27 protein-coding genes are annotated in these 26,661 nt (G+C 51.6%); 12 read left to right on the top strand and 15 right to left on the bottom strand.

The genetic code is table 11. From position 1 onward, the window contains the following. The 5 genes from HMPREF3119_RS19830 to flgA all read right to left on the bottom strand — a co-directional run. Positions 1-4,134 (bottom strand): neuraminidase-like domain-containing protein (locus HMPREF3119_RS19830; RefSeq protein WP_305777634.1); only part of this gene is annotated, 4,134 nt, incomplete at its 3' end. A gap of 36 nt (positions 4,135-4,170) precedes the next feature. Further along, positions 4,171-6,138, bottom strand: a complete 1,968-nt coding sequence (locus HMPREF3119_RS19825) for a Tc toxin subunit A (RefSeq protein ID WP_070579771.1) — start codon at positions 6,136-6,138, stop codon at positions 4,171-4,173. A 456-nt stretch (positions 6,139-6,594) separates the two neighbouring features. Beyond that, positions 6,595-7,035 (bottom strand): flagella synthesis protein FlgN, encoded by a 441-nt coding sequence (locus HMPREF3119_RS11525; protein WP_004236847.1) that lies wholly within the window; start codon positions 7,033-7,035, stop codon positions 6,595-6,597. Next, positions 7,028-7,348, bottom strand: a complete 321-nt coding sequence (gene flgM / locus HMPREF3119_RS11520; protein WP_004240024.1) for a flagellar biosynthesis anti-sigma factor FlgM — start codon at positions 7,346-7,348, stop codon at positions 7,028-7,030. The genes HMPREF3119_RS11525 and flgM overlap by 8 nt, the downstream gene beginning before the upstream one ends. A gap of 114 nt (positions 7,349-7,462) precedes the next feature. Next, positions 7,463-8,119, bottom strand: coding sequence for a flagellar basal body P-ring formation chaperone FlgA (gene flgA, locus HMPREF3119_RS11515; protein WP_032098797.1), 657 nt, complete (start codon positions 8,117-8,119; stop codon positions 7,463-7,465). Positions 8,120-8,294: 175 nt separating this feature from the next. On the opposite strand from flgA, the gene flgB reads away from it, so the two are divergent. The 11 genes from flgB to flgL all read left to right on the top strand — a co-directional run bounded on the left by flgB (position 8,295) and on the right by flgL (position 18,449). Then, complete coding sequence (gene flgB / locus HMPREF3119_RS11510) at positions 8,295-8,711, top strand: flagellar basal body rod protein FlgB (protein WP_032098796.1); 417 nt, start codon at positions 8,295-8,297, stop codon at positions 8,709-8,711. A gap of 5 nt (positions 8,712-8,716) precedes the next feature. Then, positions 8,717-9,121 carry a flagellar basal body rod protein FlgC gene (flgC, locus tag HMPREF3119_RS11505; RefSeq protein ID WP_004240027.1) on the top strand — a complete coding sequence of 135 codons (405 nt, stop codon included), beginning with the start codon at positions 8,717-8,719 and terminating at the stop codon, positions 9,119-9,121. An 11-nt stretch (positions 9,122-9,132) separates the two neighbouring features. Further along, entirely contained in the window at positions 9,133-9,939 is an 807-nt protein-coding gene (locus tag HMPREF3119_RS11500; RefSeq protein ID WP_004236839.1) for a flagellar hook assembly protein FlgD, read from the top strand. 29 nt (positions 9,940-9,968) lie between these two features. Further along, a complete protein-coding gene (gene flgE, locus HMPREF3119_RS11495; protein ID WP_004236837.1) occupies positions 9,969-11,180 on the top strand; it encodes a flagellar hook protein FlgE in 1,212 nt (403 codons plus the stop codon). A gap of 21 nt (positions 11,181-11,201) precedes the next feature. Continuing rightward, positions 11,202-11,957 carry a flagellar basal body rod protein FlgF gene (locus HMPREF3119_RS11490; RefSeq protein ID WP_004236836.1) on the top strand — a complete coding sequence of 252 codons (756 nt, stop codon included), beginning with the start codon at positions 11,202-11,204 and terminating at the stop codon, positions 11,955-11,957. A gap of 19 nt (positions 11,958-11,976) precedes the next feature. Continuing rightward, a complete protein-coding gene (gene flgG, locus HMPREF3119_RS11485) occupies positions 11,977-12,759 on the top strand; it encodes a flagellar basal-body rod protein FlgG (protein ID WP_004236835.1) in 783 nt (260 codons plus the stop codon). A 76-nt stretch (positions 12,760-12,835) separates the two neighbouring features. Continuing rightward, entirely contained in the window at positions 12,836-13,585 is a 750-nt protein-coding gene (locus tag HMPREF3119_RS11480; protein WP_004236833.1) for a flagellar basal body L-ring protein FlgH, read from the top strand. Positions 13,586-13,602: 17 nt separating this feature from the next. Continuing rightward, positions 13,603-14,709 (top strand): flagellar basal body P-ring protein FlgI, encoded by a 1,107-nt coding sequence (locus HMPREF3119_RS11475; protein WP_004236832.1) that lies wholly within the window; start codon positions 13,603-13,605, stop codon positions 14,707-14,709. Next, positions 14,709-15,686 carry a flagellar assembly peptidoglycan hydrolase FlgJ gene (flgJ, locus tag HMPREF3119_RS11470; protein ID WP_070579769.1) on the top strand — a complete coding sequence of 326 codons (978 nt, stop codon included), beginning with the start codon at positions 14,709-14,711 and terminating at the stop codon, positions 15,684-15,686. The genes HMPREF3119_RS11475 and flgJ overlap by 1 nt, the downstream gene beginning before the upstream one ends. A 150-nt stretch (positions 15,687-15,836) precedes the next feature. Then, on the top strand, positions 15,837-17,477 hold the full coding sequence (gene flgK, locus HMPREF3119_RS11465) for a flagellar hook-associated protein FlgK (protein ID WP_004236830.1): 1,641 nt from the start codon (positions 15,837-15,839) through the stop codon (positions 17,475-17,477). Positions 17,478-17,501: 24 nt separating this feature from the next. Next, on the top strand, positions 17,502-18,449 hold the full coding sequence (flgL, locus tag HMPREF3119_RS11460) for a flagellar hook-associated protein FlgL (RefSeq protein ID WP_004236829.1): 948 nt from the start codon (positions 17,502-17,504) through the stop codon (positions 18,447-18,449). A gap of 69 nt (positions 18,450-18,518) precedes the next feature. Here the strand turns inward: flgL and HMPREF3119_RS11455 are convergent, their stop codons facing one another. After that, entirely contained in the window at positions 18,519-19,472 is a 954-nt protein-coding gene (locus HMPREF3119_RS11455) for a LysR family transcriptional regulator (RefSeq protein ID WP_032098791.1), read from the bottom strand. A gap of 112 nt (positions 19,473-19,584) precedes the next feature. On the opposite strand from HMPREF3119_RS11455, the gene HMPREF3119_RS11450 reads away from it, so the two are divergent. After that, positions 19,585-20,322 (top strand): SDR family NAD(P)-dependent oxidoreductase, encoded by a 738-nt coding sequence (locus HMPREF3119_RS11450; protein WP_004236826.1) that lies wholly within the window; start codon positions 19,585-19,587, stop codon positions 20,320-20,322. A gap of 163 nt (positions 20,323-20,485) precedes the next feature. Here the strand turns inward: HMPREF3119_RS11450 and fliR are convergent, their stop codons facing one another. From fliR to fliJ, 9 genes are all read right to left on the bottom strand, one after another. Then, positions 20,486-21,271: a flagellar biosynthetic protein FliR gene (gene fliR, locus HMPREF3119_RS11445; protein WP_004236824.1), complete on the bottom strand. Its 786-nt coding sequence runs from the start codon at positions 21,269-21,271 to the stop codon at positions 20,486-20,488. A gap of 3 nt (positions 21,272-21,274) precedes the next feature. Continuing rightward, on the bottom strand, positions 21,275-21,544 hold the full coding sequence (fliQ, locus tag HMPREF3119_RS11440) for a flagellar biosynthesis protein FliQ (protein WP_004236823.1): 270 nt from the start codon (positions 21,542-21,544) through the stop codon (positions 21,275-21,277). A 12-nt stretch (positions 21,545-21,556) separates the two neighbouring features. Beyond that, a complete protein-coding gene (fliP, locus tag HMPREF3119_RS11435) occupies positions 21,557-22,294 on the bottom strand; it encodes a flagellar type III secretion system pore protein FliP (RefSeq protein ID WP_370531218.1) in 738 nt (245 codons plus the stop codon). A gap of 11 nt (positions 22,295-22,305) precedes the next feature. Next, entirely contained in the window at positions 22,306-22,773 is a 468-nt protein-coding gene (gene fliO, locus HMPREF3119_RS11430) for a flagellar biosynthetic protein FliO (protein WP_032098790.1), read from the bottom strand. A gap of 1 nt (position 22,774) precedes the next feature. After that, positions 22,775-23,185 carry a flagellar motor switch protein FliN gene (gene fliN, locus HMPREF3119_RS11425; protein WP_004240045.1) on the bottom strand — a complete coding sequence of 137 codons (411 nt, stop codon included), beginning with the start codon at positions 23,183-23,185 and terminating at the stop codon, positions 22,775-22,777. Continuing rightward, a complete protein-coding gene (gene fliM / locus HMPREF3119_RS11420; RefSeq protein ID WP_004236819.1) occupies positions 23,178-24,191 on the bottom strand; it encodes a flagellar motor switch protein FliM in 1,014 nt (337 codons plus the stop codon). The genes fliN and fliM overlap by 8 nt, the downstream gene beginning before the upstream one ends. A gap of 5 nt (positions 24,192-24,196) precedes the next feature. Further along, the gene (fliL, locus tag HMPREF3119_RS11415) at positions 24,197-24,682 is read right to left on the bottom strand and encodes a flagellar basal body-associated protein FliL (protein ID WP_004236818.1); all 486 of its coding nucleotides are present in this window, start codon (positions 24,680-24,682) and stop codon (positions 24,197-24,199) included. A gap of 164 nt (positions 24,683-24,846) precedes the next feature. Continuing rightward, the gene (locus HMPREF3119_RS11410) at positions 24,847-26,229 is read right to left on the bottom strand and encodes a flagellar hook-length control protein FliK (protein WP_246829273.1); all 1,383 of its coding nucleotides are present in this window, start codon (positions 26,227-26,229) and stop codon (positions 24,847-24,849) included. Then, positions 26,214-26,657: a flagellar export protein FliJ gene (fliJ, locus tag HMPREF3119_RS11405; RefSeq protein ID WP_070579766.1), complete on the bottom strand. Its 444-nt coding sequence runs from the start codon at positions 26,655-26,657 to the stop codon at positions 26,214-26,216. The genes HMPREF3119_RS11410 and fliJ overlap by 16 nt, the downstream gene beginning before the upstream one ends. Positions 26,658-26,661: the final 4 nt, after the last annotated feature.

Below are 26,661 nucleotides of genomic sequence, written 5' to 3'. Positions count from 1 at the left end.
GGCCTGGTTTTGCAGCAGTTCACTCATCGCTTCCGCATCCCGGCGCTCAATCAGTCCCTGGAGCGAGGAACCGAACTGCATCAGCTGTCCGGTCAGCGAACGGGCACTGTCCAGCGCCTGCGGGAAGCGCATCGCCGGGATGGCGGCAGACGGTAAGGCTTTGCTGCCACCGGAGGCTGCGGCTGCGGCACTGAGCAGTGCGGCCGGGTCAGCCGGTGCGGCAAAGACCGGCAGCGATAACGGCTGGCCATCAATGGAGAGATTGTTACGCAGATTAAACAGGCGCATTTCCAGGGTCTGCCAGTAGCCGAGCAGTTTTTCGTTCTGCTGCGGCAGGAACAGCCCGGTCAGGGTATTGGCAGTACGGACCTCCGGCAGGAGACCACCGCTGCGGATACGGCTGATTTCGTCATGGAACTGTTTTGCCTGAGTTTTATCTGCCGCGTCACTCAGTGCCGGGTTACCCCAGCCACTGCCGATAATCGTGATCGGCTTATCACCCAGTAATCCCAGCGCCTGCATATACCACATTTTCGCTTCATTGAGGGTATCACGCTCCAACATGCGGTAAGCGCTGTCACCACGGGCAATCAGCAGATCGAGCAGTTTCATCAGGGTGCTGACTTTATAGTGCATCGGGTCATTCTGAGCGACGGCATCAGGATCAACCGAATCCAGCGGGTCGGCGTTCCAGGAGGTATCTTCTTTCAGCGGACGCACGCGCCAGTCACCGGCACCGCTTGCAGCAGGGCGCCAGATATAGCTTAACCAGCGGTTGGCTTCGGTAAAGTTCTGCTCCTGTAACAGGCGCATGGCCACCATCATCGGGGTGTAATAGAACAGCTCCCAGAAATAGAGGGCATTGGCGCCGCTGAAGTCCATCGGTTCATCAGGTTGTGACAGACCGGAGACGGATTCCAGACCGGCGAAGGTGCCGCTGTGATAGCTTTTATCCAGTGTCCAGCCATGCGGATTGGAAGTATCCGGGCATTCAAGCCTGATTTCAGTTGTCCTGCCACTTTGATATTTTGCTCTTATATAAAAGTTTTCTTTCACACCATAGGCACTCTCCAGACGCGGAATAAACAGTGTTACTGTAGTATTTACTGTACTGAGCATCCCGCTGTATATGGTGTAGAATGATGGCTGGGTATTAAAAATATTACTCTGTTCAAGTATAAATCTCCGGTCGCTGCCATGAATAGCCGGATCATACGGTTTCAGTGTCAGAGTCACATAAGTCCCCGGTCCCGGTTTGGGTTCTCGCAGGTTCTGGGTTTCCGGTGACAGCACGGCATCAATCCCGCGGTTGGCACGTTCAATTAACTGCCGGGCAAACAGGGTATTCAGCCGGGTGCGGTAAGCATCCCATTCCATGTATTGGGCGCCGTTTTTATCGGTGTACAGGGAAATAGTACGAGGGCTTATCCCGGGAACAGTAATATTTAGTTTGTACTTACGGGCTATATCAACACTGCCATTTTTAAACTTAGCCTGTAATGTTAAGTTTACTTTCTCATTACTAATAAAATTAGTGATGTCCAGCTTATGCTCGCCAAAACGATAAACGGTTTCAAAAACATCATTTTTGTGTGAGTTGGCAATATCGATTGTCTGAAAGGTTCCAATTGTATTGCCGTTATGAATATATTCAAGTGAGCAATTTCTTAGGCTGATTTGATGCAGGTTTTTATTAATTCCGCTATATTTTGTGACCCCTGTTTTTTCTCGTTTTGAGTTTTCATTTCTGATAAAAAATGTGATACTTATTTTATCAGCAGGGTAACCTGATATTAATTCATCTATTTTACATGTAAAATAGTGTCTGTTTTTATCTGAACCATAGTGTATACATTCATATGGGAAACCTCCGTCAGGGGTTACCAGTGCTAATTCTGCGCTATTAACAAAAGGTAATGTTTTATCGTTTCCGGGTATACTCAGGTAAATAATGTTTATGCCCGTCCCCATATTTTCAGTCAGGCTGACAGTACATTCACCGCCCGGAAAATCACCCATTGGCGAGTAAACAGCCCCCTCAGTCCGGTAAGAGTTGGCGCCCTTACTTAGTTGGTTAATAAATTCAGGACGTAATAATGGCGGAATAAAATCCACATGAGTAGCAACGTATGCTTCAGAGTTAACTACGAGGTATGTTTTGTTCCCGGATGTTGAAAGATAATAATATTTTGTGTCCAGGCTGATATTTGCATTGGATGTACCGGTTTCCCCTTCCGGGGTGAGCGTTGAGCTATAGCTGTGCAGCAGCAGGGTGTTTACCCTGGTGATAGTAGTTGTATCGAGTTGTGGTGCAGTGTACTCCAGGACATTCAGGATATCTGGTATATTTTCTGAAGACATATCGGAGAATATATAGCGCCCGAAATACTCTGTCTTTTCCTGCACTTTATTGTTATCGCGCGGTGTGGTTTTCTTCTGACTGAAGTTGTAGCTGTCTTTAACCAGATAGCAGGCAACAGTCAATGCATTTTTCCCGGGATTCTCAGTGCAATATAATCCTTTACGACCCTCTTCCATTTTAATAAATTCATTGGTCACATCATAACTGAACGGTGATGCCCAACTGCCGTCATATTTAATATGCGTCAGTTTCAGGGTAAAAGACGAAATCTCCTTTTTACCTTCGCCATCTTTCCGTACTTGTTCTTCAACCCATAACAGATACAGACGTGAACGGAAAATCACCGGACGCACCATATCCTGATACGGATTAATAGCACAGGTAATTTCTTTCCAGTCACTCCAGGCATTGGCAGCAAAATGACCGTTCCGGCATTTGCTGTGATCGGCCTTACGCCAGTAATATTTTTTCGGCTCGGTCTGGCTGGTACCGATAAACCAGGTATTACCTTCATCAATATCAACCGCATCATGATAACCGCTGATCACTTTCAGGTTAGCGACCTGTTCAAAGGCGGTGAGATACTGGCGGAAGCCATTTTCCAGGGTGTCGCTGTTAAGCTCACTTTGTGAAAGCTGCTCCAGCATGGTGTTCATCATCCCGGTCTGACCGGTGCGGATAGTCGGGTCAATGAAGTTTTCCGGGTAATAGACTAACTGAGACACACCCGCCCAGGTGCTGTAGCGCTTATTATAGGTATCCCAGTCTTTAAAGAACTGACGCTCAAGCACAGCACTGTCTGCCCCCGGCTCATCACCGGCAACAGTGCGGTTGATATAGAGCTGAATACCGGCAATCGCATCCGCCAGCGGTGTGGTGGTGATTTCAGCACTGACTTTGCCGTCAATCAGCAGTGTACGCCAGATATCATCACGGTTTGCCAGCGGTTTACCCATAACCAGAGAGCGGTACTCTCCGCTGAGGGCTTCACTGAGGCGCGGTTCAGACTGGTTTTGCAGTTGTTTTGTCTGCTGTTCAGTCAGACCAGCCTGTAACAGGCCTGCCAGTATGGAGAGATCGGTATAAGATGGTGACGCATTTTCAGATACCGTCAGCAGATGGGTGATCTCTTTCGGGGTGATATGCAGATTGTCTGCCAAATCCAGCCGTGACGGCAGTGTGGCCAGCTGCTGCCATGTGGTCAGTTCCGGTGCTTGTCCGGCCTGTGCCAGTGCCTGAATAATCACATGTTCTGAAAGTTGCAGTGATTTGGCAAGTACAGCCCTGGTCAGTGTTTTACTTTGCAGTGTATCAAGAACAGTACCGGCCTGTTTACCACAGCGGTTAATCAGATTATGGAATTCAGTGATTTCACGCAGTGCGGCAATAGTTCCTGCCGCTGCACCCTGTGACAATACCTGAAGCTCAGGATTACTGAGTACAAAAATACGAATGGCCAGCACACGCTGTGCCAGTGCCTGACACCATGCCGCCAAATGTTTCTGCTGGATAGCAGATGGTTTCTCGGTGGTAATCATCACCCAGGTGTTGCCGATGGGCAGTACATTGTCAGGAAGGTTATTATCCATCCAGCGCAGCAAGGCTTCCCCCTGTTCCGGGCTTTCCAGTTGCATAGCTGCGGCAATAAGTGGGGCCATCGTTGTACGGAATGTGTTCTCATCTGTACTGTCAATACCACCGTTACGAAGGGCATCCAGCAGGGTATTCATCTCTTTGGTCGGGGTTGCAGGGGCATCCGTTGTCAGCAACATAACCAGTTGTTCAACAGTGATATTCTGTGTATTCAGTCATTGGGTGGTCTGATACAGGAAGGTGATCAGTTCACGGCGATTTTTATCAGTGATCCCGTAAATACGGGTTTCACTGTAAGGGGAAATACGCAGCAGGATATCCAGCTGTGCGACGGTCAGATTATGCATATCCGCCAGCAGACGTACCTTACAGATATTACTTAACTCATCTATGTTGTTATCGGCGTCTTTATTCCTATCTTTTCTGTCGCTAATATCAAATAGTTGCCACAAATCGGTATTATCCACCCGGTAAGCCCGTTTCAGCACTTCACGGCGCGGGTCTTGCTCGTCCGGCCGCATCGGAATAGGATCACCACCTAAAGTGTGCGTTACACCATTAAGCGGCGGATTATTAAACATCCGATCAAACTGACTGAGCTGCCCGTCATAGCTGACAGTGCTGATAGTGGCACCGCTCAGAATTAAAGCATCATCGCTGCTGATATTGTAACGTTTACGGTAGAGCAGGAATTCACAGAAGCGGTGCAGTACGGTTGCGTCTGAATCGGTGTCTTTCAGTTTCAGACGGGTTAATGCCCGTTGTGTTTCCAGCGGGGTCATACCGGTGGCTTTGGCCAGGCGCAGGGTTTTGTTGAGGGTGAGTAGTAGTGGTAAAGGAACGGTGGTTGTTTTGGTGACAGCAAATGTGCTGTGTCCATACCAGGAATAGTTAGTTCTGGCGCAAACCGAGATGGTGATTTCTGGTGTTACTTTGGCGGCAGGAATTGTGCCCCGGATACTGTAGTGTTTCCCTTCCTCAGGGTTCGTGGTAGCAGATGAATAAATATCTGTCGGATAATTTGAGTTTGGTGTCACAACGCCGATATACAGACCGGAAGCAGCCTGATCAAGATGACTTATACTAAAATTAATACAAAATTGATTATTATCCAGCGGAATAAGGTCAATATATTCGAAATTTACAATGCGGTCATATTCATTTTTCAGTCGGGTGTGAGTTAATGTATAAAAGACATCACCGTCTGTGTCCCCGGCTTTTATTATCTGTGTTTTATTTTGTCCGTACAGATTGTGTGTATCTTTCAGTGATGAACCGTACGGAATAGTTATCTCCAGTAATGCCTGAACCTCATCCCTTGGTAACTCATAATAATTGGCCAGCGCATCCGGGTTCATCAGGCTGTCGGTATTCACCCCCGGGAAGTTTTTCTCCAGCAGCGCTTCGGTTGCTGCTTCACTTAATCCGTCTGTTTTTTCTGTCAGAATAGCATACAGTTCCGGTGAGATACCGGCGTATAACGCCATCTGTGCAGCGGATTGTGCACCTTTACTCAGCACATGGTCCGGCAGAACAAAATCCTGTTGTGCCAGGGCGTTACGGATCCCCTCAAACGGCGCGTTATACGGGGTTACACCACTGCGGCGGGAGGTTGCCAGAGTTTCATAATATTTGTTTTTGTCTGTCTGACCGGTTTGCGCCATCAGCGCCGTTTCCAGTTGCTCATTAGCCAGTGACAGGGTGGAGATCTCTTTATCCAGATTTTCCTGAGATAACACCAGCTTCGCCAGATCCGGACGGCGTTTGTCCAGATTATTGACACTCTCTTTCTGATGCAGGCCACGGGCTTCGCGGTACAACTCAGTCAGATAGCCGGCCGGGGAGAACATGGAAGAGACCGCACCGGGTGCGGCAAACTCATCGGCACGCGGCATGATAATGTCGTTATAGCCGTACGGCGTCGCGCCGTAAGTGCGGGCAGCGCCCATCTCTTTTTTCAGCAGCGGGTTGGTGCGGGTCAGCGCACGGGCAGTATACAGAATGTTGTTCTGCTGTTCTTTGATTGCCGCGCGGTGAAGTAGTTGCGCTTCTTCACGGGACAAACGGCCACCCGCCAGGCTGCGGACTTCGGCAAGGGACATCGGCATAAAATCTGCCAGTGTCACTGTTTCACCACTGCGTTGCTGATTCAGCTTTTCGAGAATTCGGGTTATTTTATCCATCGACAATAGCCTTATAAATATGAAATTTAGTTAATGACACAGAAATGTACTTTTCAGTACTCCGTAGATTTATTGTTAACTGACGTTATATTTCGCAAACAATAGAATTGTCGGAATATGTCACTGAGGTCGAGTGTCAGTTTTGGAATGAGGATAGTCAATCAGAACGATTAGCATGATGTGCTGACTTTGTGGTGTTTTATTTATTTATTTGATTTTTAAAGCAGAAATGATTTTATTTTCCATGAGGTAATAATAGATTTGAATTATAAATTTATATTTTCATATAGGAATGGCTGTATATCTGATGTTATTCAGGATGCTGCCGGGCGGCAGTCAATAATATGAGCGTAAAGGGGGATACAATATTAATCAGAAAACAGAAGTGAGAACGGGAATAAAGATAAGGGACAGTGAATATTAAAATAATTAACTGCGGGGAAGGGCAGTTAATTATCAGACGGAGATTTTTTTACCGAGTGCCGGTGTGCGGGATTCCTGGCCGTCAGCGCCGTAAGTCGCCTGGTTATTATGTTTTTTCATAAAATCCAGCCGCTCCTGATTAAACTGCATATGCAGTTTCAGCATCTGATGATTGCGGTAATTCATCTCTTTCAGCGTCAGAGTAAGGTCTTTAATCGCATTCCAGACAGTGTGCATGGTTTCATTATTGTCATAAGGTGCACACAGCCCGGCTTCCTGCTCAAGTGCCTGGCGGCGGGTTTCATTATGGCCGATAGCGGCAACCAGAAACCGTTTCTGTTCCGTGGCTTCCTGAAACGGAGACTGCGGAACACGCGGGTAGCCGAGTAACAACTCTTCATTTTTCATCACCTGATGCAGTGACTGTAAATGAGAGAGTTGTTGATCCAGCAGCGGCAGAAGTTGATCAGTCATTTTTATCGGCGCTGTCCATGGATAACATGCACTCATGCGCATCGCGCAGCAGACCGTCAGCGATTTTACCGGCATCCATCCGTAATGTGCCGTCTTTCAGGGCCTGTTTGATTTCTGCCACCCGTGCAGTATTAATGTCGTTTTTACCCGGCGCAAGCAGCTGCTTCTGAAGTTCACTCGGCGAAAATGCACTTTCGCGGACAGTCTCTTCTGCCTGAACTTTTTTATCGCGCACCGGCGCGGTCAGCTCTTTCGGGTCGCGGTTAGTCACTTTTGTCAGTGCTGAAATCGCGGATGTTTGCTCAATTGCCATATCTGTTTTCCTTTTCCCGATCTGTATGAGATGGAGGGGCGCCTCCCTTGTGCTCATTGTTTATCGGCAATCTTATCTGAAACTTTATAACTAAATTCATCACGCAGCATATAACTACAGTGATACTTTCACGCTGCCGTTTTCAAGGGCTTCACCGCTGACCACCTGACCATTCACCAGCCGGACCCGGATAGTAGTTCCGGCGGCGGCATTATTAATGGCACGGCCTTCATATTTTACCGAGAAATTATCACCATCCGCCATGACAAAAACGCTTTGTCCGGCTTTTATTGCCCAGGGTTTGCGGGTCATGGAGGCGACATAGGTCTGCCCGGCATCAATATTGCGCAGGGCAATGGCACCGCGGAGGGCTATTTTATCGGTAACCGCGCCCGCAGGCAATTTGTGAAGTAAACCGCGTTTTGTGCCGATATCCACAAGCTGAACAGTCTCACCGCGCTGAATCTGACGGGTTGCCACGTAATACTGACCGGTGACATTGACTGTCAGCTGCATAAAGGTGCGTTTTTTTCCGCATAACACCGGCAGTGAAATATTGCCGGTGTTACGTCCGCCGGCAGGCAGTTGCAGTACAGGATCTTTACAGGCGGGCCAGCGGTCGATCGGGGTTTTTATTTCGACAGATACCTGCATGGGTTTCGGGTGCAGCTGCCGGAAGTAATGATTGATCTCTTCCGGTAATCCGGCCTGTGCGGAGGCGGAAAACACCAGTAATCCGCTGATAAACAGGGTGCGGTAACGGGGCGCCATTTTTCTCTCCTTCACAAACGGGATTATTTCTGATGGTCGCAGTTTACGCAATTTCCTCACTGTTGAATCCGGTAAATAGGTTGGTTATTTCGCGTTTATCCTGCCATTAGATTTTCACGGGACGGATAATATACCTGTCACTAAAACAGGCGTAACACATCAACAGAGGGCAGACATGCTTGATAAGTTAAATGCCACGTTTGCATTTCAGCAGCAGGCACTTTCGCTGCGGGAAACGCGTCAGACAATCCTGGCATCCAATATTGCCAATGCGGATACCCCCGGGTATCAGGCACGGGATATCGATTTCAGCCGTCAGCTGAAACAGGCGATGAATAACGGCACGGTGAAAAACGGTGGTCTGGCGATGGCAGTGACCGCGAAAGGTCATATCAGCGGACACGGTGCCGCAACACCGTCAGCGGTTGATCTGAAATACCGGGTGCCGTATCAGACATCGATGGACGGCAATACCGTGGATATGGATGTTGAACGCAGTCAGTTTGCTGATAACACCCTGAAATATCAGGCTGACCTGACCTTTATTAACAGCCGCGTGAAAAGCATGCTGGCCGTCTTACAGCAAGGGTAATTCTGATGGCACTACTGAGTATTTTTGATATTTCCGCCTCCGCACTGACCGCGCAGTCCCAGCGTCTGAACGTCAGCGCCAGTAACATGGCGAACGCCGAAAGTGTGGCAGGGCCGGACGGTGAACCGTACCGCGCGAAACAGGTAATGTTTCAGACCGCGCCGCAGGGGCGCTATGACATCGGCGGCGTGAAAGTCAGCCAACTGATTGAAGACCCGGCTCCGCCGCGTCTGGAGTACAAACCCGGTCACCCGCTGGCGGATGAAAAGGGTTATGTGCGGATGCCGAACGTGGACACTGTGGGTGAAATGATTAACACCATTTCCGCATCCCGCAGTTATCAGGCAAACCTGGAAGTGATGAACACAGCCAAAGTGCTGTTGCAGAAAACCTTAACCCTCGGACAGTAACGGAGTGAGTCATGGGGATTAATGCAGCAACCAATGATCCGGTCAATAACGACATTGATGCGCAGAAAAAGCCGCAGAAAAGTCAGAGTGACGATATGCGGGACACCTTTCTGAAAATGATCGTCACGCAGATGCAGAACCAGGATCCGACCAAACCGATGGATAACACGGATCTGACCAGTCAGCTGGCGCAAATCGCCACCCTAGAAAGCATGAACAGCCTGAATGACAGTGTCAGCGGTATTTCGAAACAAATTAACTCCGGGCAGTCATTACAGGCAACACAACTGGTCGGAAAAAATGTCCTGATTCCGGGCAGTGACCTGGTTCTGGTGCCAACCGGCGACGGCACCACCCGTGTGAAAGCCGATAACCCGCCGCCGGGTGATGACACATCAATTGCGCCGTTTGCGGATGATAACGGTGGTGATGACAGCAGCGGCAGCGGATTTGAATCCTCGCCGTTCGGTTTCTTCCTCGCCAAACCGGCGGACAAAATTGAGATAACCATCCGCGACAGAAATAAAGGAATTGTCAGAACCATCACGATTGACGGTGAAACCAAACCGGATATCTACGACAAGACCTGGGACGGCCGCAATGACAACGGTGATCTGGTTGCCGATACCAAAGGGAAATACACCTTTGAGGTAAAAGCCACCATGAAGGGTGAAGAGATCCCGAAAAGCGGCGTCGTCAGACTGAAATACGCGAAAGTGAATGGCGTGACACCGGGAGCGGATGCACCGCTGCTGGATGTGGGCATAGGCAACAGCGTGCTGCTGTCTGAAATCTTTAAAGTGTATCCGTCAAATTAATAAGCAAACCCAATTGTCATGGAGGTGACATGTCTTTTTCACAAGCAGTCAGCGGCCTGAACGCCGCTTCATCCGGTCTTGATTCGATCGGTAACAACATTGCCAACTCCGCAACCAACGGCTTTAAAGGGGCGCATGCTTCTTTTGCTGATATGTTTGCCGGTTCCGGTGTCGGTCTCGGGGTTAACGTTGCGGCGGTTTCCCAGAACTTCAAAGACGGTGCTATCACCCGTACTGACCGCGCTACTGATGTGGCGATTTCCGGTAACGGTTTCTTCCGTCTGCTGGATGGTAACGGTGATGTGGTTTACAGCCGTGACGGTGAATTTCACCGTGACAAGAGCGGTAACCTGGTCAACAACCAGGGCATGATGGTCACCGGTTTCCCGGCGGGTCAGGATGCTGCCGGTAACACCACTATCCAGACGGGCGGCATTCCGCAGGCGCTGAATATCCCGACCGATATGATGGACGCCAGAGCGTCCGCCAAAGGTGAATTAACCATGAACCTGAACTCGGATGATAAGGCAATTACCGCTGCGTTTGATCCGGACAACCCGGATACCTACAACTTCAGCACCACCATGACCACCTATGACAGCCAGGGTAACACCCATGAAGTCGCGGTTTACTTTATCAAAACCGCTGACAACAAATGGAGTGTCAAAGCCAAAGACAGCAGCGATAAAACAGCGGCTGTTGAGGACCTGGGTGATATGGAATTTGACGGCAACGGCAAGCTGAAAGGTACCGCTGATTTTCAGTTCACTTATAAAGGCTTAAACGGTGCGGATGGCGGCACAATTGACCTGAGCTTCAATAAAACCCGTCAGCAGAAAGTCACCGAATCATCCGTCAGCAAAATTGATATCGACGGCTATCAGTCCGGTGAATACACCAGCTTCAAAATTGAGAATGACGGCACCATCACCGCCAGCTATTCCAACCAGCAGAAGCGGACTGTCGGCAAAATCGCACTGTCTGCGTTTGCCAACAATAACGGCCTGGCATCCCAGGGCGGTAACGTCTGGAAAGCCACCAATGCCTCCGGTAACCCGATGGACGGCGTTCCGGGTACCGGACAGTTCGGTAACCTGACCGGCGGCGCGGTGGAAGCCTCCAACGTGGATATGAGCCAGGAACTGATCAACATGATTGTGATGCAGCGTAACTATCAGTCCAACTCGCAGACCATCAAAACGCAGGATCAGATGCTGCAGACGCTGGTTAACTTACGTTAAGCATAAAGACAGAAGGTGGCCATGGATCACGTCATTTATACAGCAATGGGCGGCGCTAAGCATGCGCTGGAAAATCAGGCCATTGTCTCGAACAACATTGCCAACGTCTCGACATCCGGGTTTAAGGCACAGCTGTCCGCCATGCGGGCAGTACCGGTAAACGGCGATACAGAGCAGACCCGGACACTGGTGGTCTCCTCGACCCCCGGAGCGGATATGACTCAGGGGCCGCTGAACTACACCGGCCGTCAGATGGATGTGGCGCTTAATGAAGGCCATTTCCTGGCGGTGGCATTGCCGGGCGGGGAAGAAGCTTATACCCGTAACGGCAGCATTCAGGTTTCGGCGGATGGTCAGCTGATGCTGGGTGAACACCTTCTGCAGGGTGACGGCGGTGCGATTGATGTGCCGCCGCACGCGGAACTGACCATCGGCGGTGACGGTACTATCACCGCGCTGATCCCGACTGATCCGCCGACCATGCTCGGACAGATAGGCCGTCTGAAAGTGGTGGAAGCGAAACCGCAGGATGTTCTGCGCGGTGAGGACGGGCTGTTTCATCTCACTGCTGCGGCGCGTAATGCCAATGGCAATGAACTGCCGCTGAGTGAGCGCGGCAAAGTATCGTCCGGTGTGCTGGAAGGCAGTAACGTCAACCCGGCACAGGCGATGGTGGAAATGATTGCCAATGCGCGTCATTTCGAGATGCAGATGAAAGTGGTTCACAGCGCGGATGAGAATGCCCAGCGGGCCAATCAGCTGCTTGCGGTGAGTTAATATTCAGTAAGGAATTATCATGATCCGTTCATTATGGATTGCCAAAACCGGGCTTGAAGCCCAGCAGACGAACCTGGATGTTATTTCCAACAACCTGGCCAACGTCAGCACCAACGGTTTTAAACGCCAGCGTGCGGTGTTTGAAGATTTGCTTTATCAGAACATCCGCCAGCCGGGTGCCATGAGTTCCGAGCAGACATCTCTGCCGACCGGTCTCCAGCTGGGTACCGGTGTGCGTCCGGTCGCAACCACCCGTATTCATGCCCAGGGTGCGCTGAACAAAACCGGCACATCGACTGATATCGCCATCAGCGGACAGGGTTTTATCCATGTCCAGATGCCGGACGGTTCTGATGCCTATACCCGCGACGGTTCACTGCATCCTGATCAGAACGGTCAGCTGGTGACCTCATCCGGTTATCAGATTGTCCCGGCCATTATGATCCCGGAAGGGGCGCAGAAGATGGAAATCGGCCGTGACGGTACGGTTTCTGTCACCATGTACGGCGAAAGCCAGCCGCAGCAGATCGGCCAGATTACCCTGACCACCTTCATCAATGATGCGGGTCTGGAGAGCATCGGCGAAAACCTGTATATGGAAACCGCCAGCTCCGGCGCACCGACAGAAAGTGCCCCTGAAACCAACGGTGCAGGCCGTCTGTATCAGGGCATGGTGGAAACCTCTAACGTTAACGTGGCGGAAGAACTGGTCAATATGATCCAGACGCAGCGCGCGTATGAAATCAACAGTAAGGCCGTTTCCGCCTCTGACCAGATGTTACAGCGTCTGACACAACTGTAATCCCCGTCCCGGCGGTGAGGTTATCGCTGCCGGGGCTTTTTTACTGAGACACGCACAGAACAGCAAGAGTATTAAGATGACTGAAAGCGGCATTGTTCCACGGCAGCAGGATTGCGCAAGTTCTCCTGCCACTTCTGTTTGCGGGCGCGGACTGGTGACAGCGGCAGTGCTTGCCGTATCACTCAGCGGCTGTGCTTACATCAAACCCAAACCGCTGGTGGATACCCATACCACCGCGCTGCCGGTCGCACCGACTGCCCCGGCCGCGAACGGTGCTATTTTTCAGAGTGCGCAGCCTGCCTACTACGGCTACCAGCCGCTGTTCGAGGACAGACGTCCGCGTAATGTCGGCGATATCCTCACCATCAATCTGCAGGAAAACGTCAGCGCCAGCAAAAATTCCTCCGCTAATGCCAACCGTGCCGGAAAAACCGGCTTTCTTGCGTCCATTCTGCCCGGCTTTATGCAGGGCTGGCTCGGCGGCAGCAACACGGAGCTGGACGTAAAAGGCAACAGTGATTTTACCGGCAAAGGCGGCGCTAATGCCCAGAACACCTTTAAGGGCACTATCACGGTCACTGTGGATCAGCTGCTGGCGAACGGTAACCTGCATGTGGTGGGTGAAAAACGGATCGCCATTAACCAGGGTACGGAATCTATCCGTTTCTCCGGTGTGGTCAACCCGCGCACCATCGGGGCGGATAACAGTGTCAGCTCCACTCAGGTGGCGGATGCCCGTATTGAGTATGTCGGCGACGGCTATATCAATGAATCGCAGAATATGGGCTGGTTACAGCGTTTCTTCCTGAATGTGTCACCGTACTGAGCAGAGGTAAAGTGAGAATGAAAAAAGTACTGACCGGCCTGCTGATTGCGGTTTTAGGTTTGGCGGGTCTCCCCGCACACAGTGAGCGGATTAAGGATCTGACCACCGTACAGGGCGTGCGTGAGAATGCGCTGATTGGTTACGGGCTGATTGTCGGCCTCGACGGTACCGGTGACCAGACCATGCAGACGCCGTTTACCACGCAGAGTCTGAATAACATGCTGTCGCAGATGGGGATCACCGTACCGCCGGGCACCAATATGCAGCTGAAAAACGTGGCGGCGGTGATGGTCACCGCCAAAATGCCGCCGTTTGCCCGCTCCGGCCAGGCGATCGACGTGGTGGTTTCCTCAATGGGTAACGCCAAAAGCCTGCGCGGCGGCACACTGCTGATGACCCCGCTTAAAGGCGTGGATGGTCAGGTGTATGCGCTGGCACAGGGCAATATCCTGGTCGGCGGTGCCGGTGTCAGTGCCGGCGGCAGCAGTGTCAAAGTGAACCAGCTGGCCGGCGGCCGTATCAGCGGCGGAGCGACGATTGAGCGTGAACTGCCGGGCGGATTCGGCCAGAGCGGCGTGATTAATCTCCAGCTGAATGAAGACAGTTTTGCGCTGGCACAGGATATCAGCGACGCGGTGAACCGCATGAACGGTTTCGGTACCGCAACACCGCTGGACTCCCGCACGGTACAGTTACGGGTACCGCAGAGCAGCAGTGACCAGGTGCGTTTCCTGGCACGGGTGCAGGATCTGAATATCCGTCCGCCGCAGAATGAAGCCAAAGTCATCCTGAACTCCCGCACCGGCTCTGTCGTGATTAACCGGACCGTCACGCTCGACAGTTGTGCGGTTGCCCACGGCAGCCTCGCGGTGACGGTTGAGCGCCAGACACAGGTCAGCCAGCCGGACACGCCGTTTGCCGGTGGTCAGACCGTCGTGACCCGCAACACCAATGTCGGGATCCGTGAGCAGGACGGCACACTGAAAAAAGTGAATGCCGGGGCGAATCTCAATCAGGTTATTCAGGCGCTCAATACATTAGGGGCCACACCGACCGACCTGATGTCGATTCTGCAGGCGATGGAAAGTGCCGGTTGTCTGCGGGCGAAGCTGGAGATCATCTGATGAGCGACATACAGTTGATGCAGAGTGCGGCCTACGATGTGCAGTCGCTGGGCAGCCTGAAACAGCAGCTGAATGAAAAACCGCAGGAGGGGCTGCGTCAGGTGACGCAGCAACTGGAAGCGACCTTTGTTCAGATGATGCTCAAAAGCATGCGCGCCGCACTGCCGCAGGACGGATTGTTCTCCAGCGACCAGACCCGGATGCTGACCAGCATGTATGACCAGCAGATAGCCCAGAACCTGTCAGAAAAGGGGCTGGGCTTCGGCGATATGATGTTTAAGCAGCTTTCTGCGGATAATGAACCGGATCTGCCGCTGCGTTCATCAATGATGGCGCTGGATGATGCCACGGTGATTCAGTCCATGCCGCAGCAGGCAATGGCGCAGCTGATGCGGAAATTCAGTTCTGCGGGGGATGCACTGAGTTCACCGCTGAAAAAAGTGCGTGAACTGGGGCTTAACAGTCAGAATTTCATTGCAAAACTGACAGAGCCGGCGAAAGCAGCATCACAGAAAAGTGGTGTGCATCATCTGCTGATCCTGGCACAGGCGGCACTGGAAAGCGGCTGGGGAAAGCGGGAAATTCTGACCGCAGACGGCAAAACCAGTCACAACCTGTTTGGTATCAAAGCCGGTAAGGGTTGGGAAGGTCCGGTCACCAATATCATGACCACCGAGGTTATCAACGGTAAGACCATTAAAATGCGTGATAACTTCCGTGTTTACGGTTCTTATGAAGAGGCGATTGCCGATTACACCCGTCTGCTGACTGAAAATCCGCGTTATCACTGCGTGAAACAGGCGGCCAGTCCGGAGCAGGCGGCACAGCGTCTGCACAAGGCCGGATATGCCACCGACCCGGGCTATTCCGACAAGCTGATTGTCCTCATTAATCAAATCCGCGGCACACCCGCCGCCGCACCGGTGGCTTCCCGTGCTGTACAGGCGTACACCCTCGATTTGAGTGACATTTTCTGACAAATTCACGGCGTAAAAAAATGCAGTTAACACTAAATTTTTACGCCGTCTTTCCGATAACAAGGTAAGACATAATTTTAAACGGATGCTATCTGCGCTGCATTTTCAGTAAGTCGCCGGGAAAGCAGTCGCCAGAGAAAGGAAAAGCACATGCTGAATAATGTAATGAATAACGCATTAAGCGGAATTAACGCGGCCCAGGGCGGGCTGAGTGTTATTTCCAACAACCTGGCCAACGCCGGGGTGGGTTATTATCACCGCCAGAGCGCGGTATTCGGTGAAAACCCGGGCACAATGACAACCAACGGCTATTTCGGCAACGGCACTTATTTCAGCCATGTCCGCCGTGAGTTCGATGAATTCGTCAATATGCAGTATAACAACGCGCGTTCCCGCAGCGGCGACTACGAAGCATTCATGAAAAATGCCTCCGGGGTGGATGATCTGTTATCCAACAGCACGGATGATCTCGCCGGGATGCTGGGCAGTTTCTTCACCTCGCTGGACGAAGCGGCGAGTGACGCCAGTGACAAAACGCTGGTGGATGTCTTCCTCGGCAAAGCCAAAACCATGGTCAGCCAACTGAAGGAAGCTGACCGCCGTCTGCGTGAGATGGATAACGATGTTAACCATCAGATTGATAATAAAGTTAAAGATATCAATACCTATGCGGAAAAAATTGCCAAACTGAATGAGCAGATCAGCAACTCCCGTGCGGTTAACGGTGCAGAGCCGAATGATTTGCTGGATGTGCGTGACCGCCTGGTGAATGAGCTTAATTCTGTTATCGGCATCAAAGTGATCGAGCAGAACGGCAACTTCAACGTCTCGTTTGCCAACGGCCTGCCGCTGGTGACCGGCGGACGTGCTAACCGTCTGGAAGCGGTGGCTTCCGGTGCGGATGACAGCCGTCTGAGCATCGGTTTTGTTGATTCTGCCGGTAATGTCCGTGAAATCAAAGATGACCAGATCCGTGGTGGTGAGCTGAGCGGTGTTCTGCGTTCCCGCCGTGAAATTATTGACCCGGCAAGACAAAAGCTGAACCAGATGGCGCTGGTCTTTGCGGAAAAATTCAATGAAGTTCACCGCAAAGGCTATGATGCCAACGGCAAGACTGACAAAGATTTCTTTGCGGTCGGCAGCGGCAGTGTGGTCAGCAATACCCACAACAAAGGCAAAGCCGATTTTGATATCAAATACAACGATGTCTCCAAAGTCACCGGTAATAACTACGATGTCAGTTATGACGGCACCAACTGGAATGTGACCCGTCTGCCGGAAGGTATCGCAGTGACCGCGAATTTTGACGGTGCGACCGGCACCTTAAGTTTCGAAGGCATGGACATCAAAATCAGCAACAATACCGCACAGGCCGGAGATAAATTCCTGCTCAAGCCGGTGGATAATGTGATCGGTGGTCTGAACACGCTGGTGACAAATGCGGCAGATTTCGCCGCAGCGGACAGCACCGGTGGTGCCAGCAACAATGAAAATATCAAAGAGCTGGTAAAACTGCAGGATCAGAAACTGGTCGGCGGCACATCAACCCTGTCCGATTTCTATGCATCACTGGTCAATGATGTGGGCAGCAAAGCCAGCCAGGCACAGATTGATTCCGAAGTGCAGAACAAACTGACGGTCAGCTTCTATGAGCAGCAGCAGGGGATTTCCGGCGTTAATACCAACGAAGAAAGTGTCCAGATGCAGAAAATGCAGCAGTTCTTTAATGCCAATGCCAAAGTGCTGTCGACCGTTGATGAGTTATTCAACGTTCTGATGCGTGCATTCTGATTTTGAGTTAAGAAGGAAATTATCATGCGTTTCAGCACCAATTTAATGTTCAGTCAGCGTGTGTCGGATATGAACAATGCCACCGCCCGCTGGATGGAAGCAGGCAGTAAACTGGCGTCCGGTCAGCGTGTCAGCAAACCGTCAGATGACCCGCAGGCATCCGCGCAGGCGGTGCGTGTCACTCAGTCTGAGAACCGCAATCAGCAATATGCATCCACTCGCGGCTATGCCAAAACCGGGATGACATTGCAGATGAGCATTCTCACCCAGATGAATGAAGTATCCACACAGATGGATTCAACGGTTATCCAGGCCTCCAACCAGGGTGCGCTCAGCGATAACGACCGTGCATCACTGGCAGAACAGCTGCAGGGGCTGAAAGATCAGCTGGTGTCTCTGGGTAACACGACTGACGGTAACGGCCGTTATATTTTTGGTGGTTATGAATCAGATACGCCACCGTTTGAAGTGGATGCAACGACCGGCGATGTGCTTTACAAAGGCGGCGATAAATCCATTACCCAGAACGTGGGCAGTGATCGTGAAATGATCAGCTATTTTGCCGGTTCGGAAGTGTTTGTCACCACGACAAACGCGAAAGGTGAAAAAGTCGCTGATATGTTTACTGCGATCAACAAAGGTCTGGAAGCACTGAAAATTCCTCAGCAGAATGCCTCACAGGCTGATCTGGACAGAGCCAGAGCCGGGATGGATGAAGCAAACCGCGGTATTAAAGCCGGGATGGATAAAATCTCCAATATTGAAGCGAAACAAGGCTTGCAGTTACAGGAAATCGACAGCCTGGACTTCCTGTCACAGACCCGCCGGATCCAGAATGAAAGCCGTCTGAGCAGCCTGCTTCACACGGACTGGACCAGCACGGTATCGGATTATCAAAAAGAAATGGCGCTGTTCCAGGCCTCACAGGATATTTTTAAAGATCTCAACAGTATGTCACTGTTCAGTCGTTAAATTATCCGGTTTTAGTACTGAATTCCTTTGGCCGTCACTGCGACGGCCTTTTTTTGTGCCGGATACAAGTCAGCGGACAGGGACTATCACCGAATGTTCCGGAAAAGCGCCGGCCGGCCGCAGTTCTTCTGTCAGAAAATCAATGAATGCGCGGATACGCGGAGATTTGCGTGCGTCTGCCGGGCAGGCAATATGATAAATATGGGATACGGTAGTCCAGGGCTCCAGTACCGGAACCAGTTGCCCGTTTGCCACGGCTTTGCGGGCAATAAAGTCATGCATTATTGCGACGCCGTTACCGGATACCGCCATATAGTATGCGGCCATCACATCCTCATAAAATGCAGCGTCACCACGGGTTTCGATATGTTCAATCTTATTGTTTATCACCAGTGGCCAGCGCAGTGGTCTGGTCTGTTCCTGCAAATGCATCTGCAGGCAGTTGTGATGGCGGAGATCTTCCGGGGTATTCAGCGGCGGTGCCTTTTTCAGATAATCCGGTGAGGCATAAATCCGGAACATAGCAAAATCAACCGGGGTGGCTATCCAGTCGGGCAGGTAATTCAGCCAGCTGGTCATGACGATATCGCAATCCGTGCTTTCCTGGCGCGGAATGCGGAAGCGGAGATGAAAGTCGACCTCGATTTGCGGATAACGGCGGCGGAATTTCGGCATCAGCGGAAACACTTTCAGATAGGCGTAATCATTGGGCAGGCAAACACGGATTTTCCCGGCCGGAATGGTTTTCATGTCCAGCAGGGCATTCTCTGCATCATACATCGCGTCCAGCGCTGTCCTGCAATAGCTGAGGTATTGTTCTCCCGCTTCTGTCAGCCGCACATGGCGGGTGGTTCTGACAAACAGCGGACTGCCCAGCTTCTGTTCCAGCCTCGCAATGGTTTTGCTGACCGCAGCCGGAGAAATATTCAGTACCTGTGCTGCCTGTGAAAAGCTTTGCAGTTCGGCGGCACGGCAGAATAGTTCCAGTGTACCCAGCATCAAATCATCAAAATGACGCGGCATTATTAACCTCAGGTTGGTAATGAAGTGATATCAGAGTAGTTTATTTCACGCAATGAAGAAATATAATAATTTACATCAATTGCAAGTAATAAATCATAATCGAAGGCTATTTATGAAACCACAACAGCGGACTGCCGTCATTACCGATGCAGAAAGTTGTCTGGGGAAAGCGTTAGTCAGAACACTGCTTGATGAACACTACAATGTGATCGGCATATTCAGCAGCGATGAACACATGCAGAGTTTTTTGCAGGAACTGGATAATAAAACCGCATTTTTACCCGTGACCGGTGAAAGTCACTGTACTGATTTTGCCGGACAACTGATGCAGCAGGGTATTATTCGCTTCGGAAATATCGATATTATTATTCATAATTCCGGTGCTTTTCTCAGCAAAACTTATGAAAAAACGACACCGGATGATTTCATGCATTTAATAAACAGTAATATTTATAGTTTATTTAATCTGAGTCAATTGGCGATTAAAAACATGTTGAAAAATCACGGTGGTAAAATTATCGTGGTAACCTCCTGTATTGCCCTGCAACCGTCGCAGAAAATACCGGCTGCACTGAGTGTCCTGGCAAAGGAAGGCGTGCACGGACTGGTCAGAGCACTGGCGCTGGAGTATGCAAAGAAAAATATCCGCGTTAATGCGGTAGCACCGGGGTATATTGAGTCCCCGCTGAATACAGAACTCAATCAGGATTTTATTAATTTAGTCTCACCGGCGGATAAAGTCGGAACCATTAATGATATTATAGAAAGCATTCGTTTTCTGCTGAAATCTGACTATATTAACGGCACTGTAATGCCGGTGGACGGAGGTTATTCAGCAGGAAATTGGTAACCGTGTTATTTCTCAAGTCGTTTTCCGGATTATACACAGCAATATTCATTTGTACGCCATTACCGGATCCGGTAATCACTTTCTCGGTGATTACCGGTTTTTTATTTAAGGGAGATAAGCGGATACTTATGCTGCCCTGACACCGGATATGAGTCAGGTCAGGTTACGGAGAGGCAAACAGATTAAAAATCAGTGAGAGCTGCTCAAACGCCTGATGAATGACCCGCTCGGTAAAGCCCGGCAGGACGGAGATGATCAGGCCCAGCATGCTGATGCCGACGGTCAGCGTCAGCGGAAAACCCACCACAAACACAGAAAGCTGCGGTGTCATCCGGTTCAGAATACCCAATGCGAGGTTAAGAATCAGGAACAGGGTGATAAACGGCAGCGCCAGCATTAACCCGTTGAGAAAAATATGGTTAGCCGACTGTACCAGCATGCGGAACCCTTCGCGGTTAAGCGGGGTGACCTGCACAGGAATGAGGTCAAATGAGCTTATCACAATATGGATAAGCCACAGGTGTCCGTCAAATGCGAGAAACAGCAGCAGAGTGATAAGGTTCAGGATACGTGCCAGAATCGGCATGTTCGGCCCGCCGCTCGGGTCAAAGAAGGTGGCGAAGGATAAGCCCATCTGAAGACCGATCACTTCCCCGGCGTGACGGACAGCGGCAAACGCCATCTGCATGGTCAGTCCCATCGCCACACCTATCACCACCTGCTGTAAAATCACCCACAGACCGGGGGCGGAAAACAGCGGGATATTTACCACCGGCAGTTGCGGGGAGACAATCAGAACAGTGAAAAAGGCCAGCATCACCCGCACCTTACTGATTGATTGTTTTTCATTGAAAAACGGTGCCGTACCCAGCAATGCCAGCACCCGGATAAACGGGTAGAATCCCTGGCTCAGCCACAGCGTCAGTGTTTCACTGGTGATACTTAACATAGATCAGCCGATGATAAACGGCAGATTGGTTAACAGTGCACGCATATAGTCAGTGAGCAGATTGAGCATCCACGGACCGGCAATCACAATCACACTGATAACAGACAGAATTTTCGGAATGAATGACAGGGTCATCTCATTCACCTGAGTGGCGGCCTGTAACAGACTTATCAGCAGACCGGCTGCCAGGGCGGCCAGCAGCAGCGGTGCGGCCAGCATCAGGGCGATTTTCATGGCTTCGGTGCCCATCGCCATTACGGATTCCGGTGTCATATCCTCTCCCGACTAAAAAAAGCTTTGTGATAACGAACCGAGCAGTAACTGCCAGCCATCCACCAGCACAAAAAGCATCAGCTTAAAGGGCAGCGAAACCGTGGCGGGCGGTACCATCATCATCCCGAGTGCCATCAGTACACTGGCAACCACGAGGTCAATAATCAGGAACGGAATAAACAGCGTGAAACCAATCTGGAAGGCGGTTTTCAGCTCACTGGTGATAAAGGCCGGGATCAGAATGCGCATCGGCACATCTTTGGCTTCCTGAATTTCACCCACTTTGGCGATACGGGCAAACAGTGCCAGGTCGTTTTCGCGTGTCTGGCCGAGCATAAATGTGCGCAGTGGTGCAGTACCGCGATCCAGTGCCGTTTCCAGGCTGATTTTGTCTTCACTGAACGGACGGTAAGCATCTTCGTAGACTTTATCGAACACCGGTGACATCACGAAAAACGTCAGAAACAGGGCCAGTCCCAGCAGAACCTGGTTCGGCGGTGCGGACGGTGTCCCGAGTGCGTTGCGTAATAAACCCAGCACAATAATGATGCGGGTAAAACTGGTGGTCATCAGCAGCAGAGCAGGGATAAAGCCCAGCAGTGTCAGAAACAGCAGGGTCTGAACCGGCAGAGACCAGCTCTGGCCGCCGTCCGGCAGCACATGACTGACGACGCCCGGCAGTGAAGCCTGCGCCTGCGGAACCAGCAGAAACAGAGCGAGTGCGGGAATGGCGCGTTTGAGCAATGACATCATGAAAAATCTCAGCGTGGTTCGTCAGCCGGTACCGCATCTTTATTTGCGGTACGTTTGGTTTTCAGCAGTGCCTGAAAGGCGGAAGGGGCATCAGTTACCGCCGCCGGGTCAGCCGGACAGCGGTGCAGCAGATTAACCGACTGTGCGGTCACACCCAGAACCAGCCATTCACCCTGAATCTCCGCCACCACCAGCCGTTCTTTGTTTCCCAGAGAACAGGTGCTTCTGATATTCAGCAGCGGATTTTTGCCGGCCAGTTTTGCGGTAAAGCCGAATTTGCGGACAAACCAGGTCAGTCCCAGGATCAGCAGAATAATGCCGCTGAGTGCGCCGGACACCTGAATCAGGCTGTCCGTGCTGTTAATCGCCTGAGAACCCACTGCGGGCGGCGGCAGGGCGACGGAAGAAAAAACGGCATTATCTGCCGTTTTCTCTGCGGCCGGTAAAACAGGGGTGCCGGATGCGGTCGGTGTCATATCAGCGGCTCAGGCGGCGCATACGTTCAGACGGGGTGATAATATCCGTGATGCGGATACCGTAATTGTCAGAGACCACCACCACTTCACCCTGGGCAATCAGATAACCGTTGATCAGGATATCCAGCGGCTCACCGGCCAGCCCGTCCAGCGCTACCACAGAACCCTGGGATAAACTCAGCAGCTTCTTGATGGTCATTTTTGTCCGGCCCAGTTCCACAGAGAGACGGACAGGGATATCCATAATCAGATTGATATCAGACAGCTGATTCAGCGGATTCTGGCTGTCGAGATTATCAAACGCCTGGTTGTTCCCGGTTTCTGCTTTTTTTTGTTGTTCCATTGCCTCTGCCCACAGAGACTCGCCATCGTGTTCCGGGTTCATATCAGGAGTGTTGTTCGCCTCACTCATTGGTTTTTTCCTCGTCCAGAGTGTTTAATACAGGATTAATCAAATGTTCCACACGCAATGCATACTGGCCGTCCCGGGTGCCGTACTGACTGGTCAGTACCGGTACGCCGTCCACACTGACAATCAGGCGATCCGGTTTCTCCACCGGGATCACATCCCCTTTCTGCAGTTGCAGTAATTTTGAAATCCGCAGCGGGATTTCAGCAAAATTCGCGACCAGCTCCAGCTCGGAATGCTTCACCTGTGTCACCAGGCTGGATACCCAGGCTTCATTTTCCTGGTGACCGTGCTCCATCGGCGGGTTAATCAGCCGCTCGCGGATCGGTTCAATCATGGCAATCGGAATACAGATGCTCAGCTCACCCACGGTATTACCGATCTCCACCAGGAAGGAGGTGGTGACCACGATATCGTTGGGGGAGGTGGTGATATTGGTGAATTTCACCTGCATTTCTGAGCGCACATATTCCACATCCACTTCAGCAATCGGCTTCCACGCATCGCGGTAAGCGTTCAGTGCCAGTTTCAGCATACGGTGGATAATGCGCTGTTCGGTGTTGGTGAATTCCCGGCCTTCGGAACGGACCGGAAAACGGCCGTCACCGCCGAACAGGTTATCGACAGCGATATAGACCAGCGCCGGTTCAAAGGTGAACAGTGCGGTTCCGCGCAGCGGCGGCATATGCACAAGGTTCAGGTTGGTCGGCACCGGCAGGTTACGGGCAAATTCATGATAAGGTTCAATTTTGATACCACCGACAGTGATATCAGGACTGCGGCGCAGCATGTTGAACAATCCCATCCGGAACTGACGGGCAAAACGCTCGTTAATAATTTCCAGGGACTGCATACGCTCGCGGATAACGCGGCGCTGGGTATTCGGGTCATAAGGACGGACTTTGTCCTTACCTTTATTGAGTGCTGTGTCGGCAGGCTGCGGCTCTGACGGCGAGTCACCATTGAGCAGCGCGTCTATCTCTGCCTGAGATAAAATATTATCGCTCATCAGTTTTACCGGAGAATAAAGGTGGTGAATAACACATCCGAAATTTCCTGATCCGGCTGTCCCTGTACCACGGTCGGGGCTAAGGTGGTTTTAACTGCCTTCATCAGCTGAAGTTTGCCGTCATGGGTTCCGAGTATCTGCGGGGACTGCTGTGAGAGCAGAAGTAACAGGCGGCTGCGGACTTCCGGCAGATACTCATGGAGCTGTTTGCGGGAACGCTCGTTGGCCAGACGCAGTGTCATATCAATATACAGCACACGATCACGGCCGTTATTCATACCGGGAAGATTCACGGTAAACGGTTCAATGCCCATAAAGATAGGCTCAGGCATATTGGCCCGTTTCTCGTCTGCGGTACCGGCGGTGGTACTCTCCTGGTGAGAAGACCACCAGCTGTAACCCCCGAAACCTGCTCCTGCGAGGGCAATCAGGGCGAAAATAACCAGTAACCCGGTATTGGAACCTTTTGAGGCATTGCGTGAAGACGACATGTTAACTGAATTCCTATTTCTTGATAGCAAAACCCGGCAGGGGTTTCATACTCTGTAAGCCCACCCATTATGGCGTGCTTCTGAAGGACTAAAGGGGGGAAAAACGAAACAAAAAGGCGGTAACTCGGGGCTTTAGCCCCCGGTACCGCCGTTATGTACAGGAATCAGGCGAAGGTATCGATCCCGCCGCGGGCGCGGGCGTCATGAAGTGCTGACGGGCGGACAGGGGTATCTGTGCTGACATTCACGCCGCTGATGCTTCCGGCAGACGTAATACCATCAGCACTGCCGCCGCTGTGACGATCATCACCGGAACCCTGCTGATTACCGTGATACTCCTGTCCGACGGAGCTTTGCGCCAGGTGGATCCCGCTCTCCTGAAGGGCGTTGCGCAGCACCGGCATCATAGATTCCATCGCGGCACGGACGTGGCTGTGCGGGGAGACAAAGTGCATCACCGCCTGATTATCCTCAATTTTAAGATGGATATTCAGAGAGCCCAGATCTTCCGGATGCAGACGCAGCTGTGCCTGCTGTAATCCCTGACGGGAGAAATAGATCATATTCTGGCTGACCTGCTGCTGCCACAGTTCACTGCCGAGCTGCGCGGTCAGCTGCATGGACGGCTGAGCCACCGGGGCATTGGTCTGCGCGGCGGTACTCTGAGCCGCCGCCGGCATCAGTACCGGGCTCTGGACGGCAGTATGGCTGCCCGGTGCGGTGACAGTCTGAAAGGCACTGCTTTCTGTTTTGATACTGAATGCGCTTTTGCTGTTATCCGCACCGGTGGTATCAGTGGCGGACGCCAGCGATAACGGCACGGAAGTGTCAGCGGATTTCTTATTCAGCGGTAAAAAATCCTCCGGCAGTGCTTTCGGGTCCGGTTTCTGTGCATCGGTCAGTGAAAAACGCGGCTGATCCACACGCGGTTTGGATTTGTCATCCGTAAACAGGGTGCGTGCGTCGTTATTTTCATCCGTGATCAGCGGTTTATTACCGGTTTTAGCCAGTATGTCTTCCGGCAGCTCTGTGGTTTTGGTGACGTTTTTCCCGCTGTCATCAATCTGCAGCTTTGTGTCCGCGGCCGGTTTCTCCGCCGCGCGGCTGTCCCGTCCGCTCAGGCGCTCTTTCAGTGCCGCGGGCAGGGCATTGTCCGTTTCACCTTCTGTTTGCGGTAATGCAGGTGCATCATCCCCGCTGGTCAGCAATTTTGCATCCAGCTCAGGAGCGGCAGCATCCCCGGCAAGGCGGCGAGAGAAATTCAGTTGTGCCATGGTGTCGGCACCGGTCTGTTTTTCCTGTGCGGAGACCGCTTTACCCTCTGCGGCCTGTTTATGCGCGGCAGTGTCATTACGGGTCTGTTTTACCGCATGTACAGCCTGTGCCGGTTTTTCCGGGCGCGGCTGCTGTGCATCCATTACGGCCTGAAACGGCAGGGCGGTTGCCTGTGCATCTTCCGCACGCGGTGATTCCTGTTTATTCAATGCGTTGTCAGCAGAACTGACCACTTTGGTACCGGCATTGACATCCATTAACGGGTTCTCCATAAAGTCGCACGCTGGGCAAATTCATCCATCTGCTTTTGCTCCAGCCGGTTTTGTCGTTGATTTTTTGCATGATCCGCACGGCGGATCAGAGGATCGAAGGCATTGACGCGCTGTTGTTTTTCCTGCCAGTGGCGGTTGGCATCACTGACGCGCTGCTCCCACAGGTTCAGCTGACCCTGCTGCTGTTCAATGGTCAGTTCGAGAGTGACCAGAAACTGCTGATAGTTCTGCCATTTATCGGCAGCCATCCCGGTATGCAGTGTCTGATTCAGCTTCTGCCGGTAATCAGCCTGATAATTCTCCAGCATGGTCAGTTGCTGACTCATCTGTGTGTGGGTCTGACGAACCTGCGCCAGCACTTTAGCCGCCTCTTCGGCGGCCTCTTCAGCTAAATTTAACAACGTGGTGAGTGCATGCGTGTTTGACATTGAC

This window comes from Morganella sp. HMSC11D09 (assembly GCF_001807955.1).
Lineage (GTDB): Bacteria > Pseudomonadota > Gammaproteobacteria > Enterobacterales > Enterobacteriaceae > Morganella > Morganella morganii.
Note: the sequence above shows the minus strand (reverse complement) of the source record. Positions and strands in the feature narration are given on the sequence as shown.

Bases quoted from the DNA above. Each gene is read 5' to 3' on its own strand.
- HMPREF3119_RS19825 (WP_070579771.1), bottom strand. From the start codon at position 6,138: ATGGATAAAATAACCCGAATTCTCGAAAAGCTGAATCAGCAACGCAGT.
- HMPREF3119_RS11525 (WP_004236847.1), bottom strand. From the start codon at position 7,035: ATGACTGATCAACTTCTGCCGCTGCTGGATCAACAACTCTCTCATTTA.
- flgM (WP_004240024.1), bottom strand. From the start codon at position 7,348: ATGGCAATTGAGCAAACATCCGCGATTTCAGCACTGACAAAAGTGACT.
- flgA (WP_032098797.1), bottom strand. From the start codon at position 8,119: ATGGCGCCCCGTTACCGCACCCTGTTTATCAGCGGATTACTGGTGTTT.
- flgB (WP_032098796.1), top strand. From the start codon at position 8,295: ATGCTTGATAAGTTAAATGCCACGTTTGCATTTCAGCAGCAGGCACTT.
- flgC (WP_004240027.1), top strand. From the start codon at position 8,717: ATGGCACTACTGAGTATTTTTGATATTTCCGCCTCCGCACTGACCGCG.
- HMPREF3119_RS11500 (WP_004236839.1), top strand. From the start codon at position 9,133: ATGGGGATTAATGCAGCAACCAATGATCCGGTCAATAACGACATTGAT.
- flgE (WP_004236837.1), top strand. From the start codon at position 9,969: ATGTCTTTTTCACAAGCAGTCAGCGGCCTGAACGCCGCTTCATCCGGT.
- HMPREF3119_RS11490 (WP_004236836.1), top strand. From the start codon at position 11,202: ATGGATCACGTCATTTATACAGCAATGGGCGGCGCTAAGCATGCGCTG.
- flgG (WP_004236835.1), top strand. From the start codon at position 11,977: ATGATCCGTTCATTATGGATTGCCAAAACCGGGCTTGAAGCCCAGCAG.
- HMPREF3119_RS11480 (WP_004236833.1), top strand. From the start codon at position 12,836: ATGACTGAAAGCGGCATTGTTCCACGGCAGCAGGATTGCGCAAGTTCT.
- HMPREF3119_RS11475 (WP_004236832.1), top strand. From the start codon at position 13,603: ATGAAAAAAGTACTGACCGGCCTGCTGATTGCGGTTTTAGGTTTGGCG.
- flgJ (WP_070579769.1), top strand. From the start codon at position 14,709: ATGAGCGACATACAGTTGATGCAGAGTGCGGCCTACGATGTGCAGTCG.
- flgK (WP_004236830.1), top strand. From the start codon at position 15,837: ATGCTGAATAATGTAATGAATAACGCATTAAGCGGAATTAACGCGGCC.
- flgL (WP_004236829.1), top strand. From the start codon at position 17,502: ATGCGTTTCAGCACCAATTTAATGTTCAGTCAGCGTGTGTCGGATATG.
- HMPREF3119_RS11455 (WP_032098791.1), bottom strand. From the start codon at position 19,472: ATGCCGCGTCATTTTGATGATTTGATGCTGGGTACACTGGAACTATTC.
- HMPREF3119_RS11450 (WP_004236826.1), top strand. From the start codon at position 19,585: ATGAAACCACAACAGCGGACTGCCGTCATTACCGATGCAGAAAGTTGT.
- fliR (WP_004236824.1), bottom strand. From the start codon at position 21,271: ATGTTAAGTATCACCAGTGAAACACTGACGCTGTGGCTGAGCCAGGGA.
- fliQ (WP_004236823.1), bottom strand. From the start codon at position 21,544: ATGACACCGGAATCCGTAATGGCGATGGGCACCGAAGCCATGAAAATC.
- fliP (WP_370531218.1), bottom strand. From the start codon at position 22,294: ATGTCATTGCTCAAACGCGCCATTCCCGCACTCGCTCTGTTTCTGCTG.
- fliO (WP_032098790.1), bottom strand. From the start codon at position 22,773: ATGACACCGACCGCATCCGGCACCCCTGTTTTACCGGCCGCAGAGAAA.
- fliN (WP_004240045.1), bottom strand. From the start codon at position 23,185: ATGAGTGAGGCGAACAACACTCCTGATATGAACCCGGAACACGATGGC.
- fliM (WP_004236819.1), bottom strand. From the start codon at position 24,191: ATGAGCGATAATATTTTATCTCAGGCAGAGATAGACGCGCTGCTCAAT.
- fliL (WP_004236818.1), bottom strand. From the start codon at position 24,682: ATGTCGTCTTCACGCAATGCCTCAAAAGGTTCCAATACCGGGTTACTG.
- HMPREF3119_RS11410 (WP_246829273.1), bottom strand. From the start codon at position 26,229: ATGGAGAACCCGTTAATGGATGTCAATGCCGGTACCAAAGTGGTCAGT.
- fliJ (WP_070579766.1), bottom strand. From the start codon at position 26,657: ATGTCAAACACGCATGCACTCACCACGTTGTTAAATTTAGCTGAAGAG.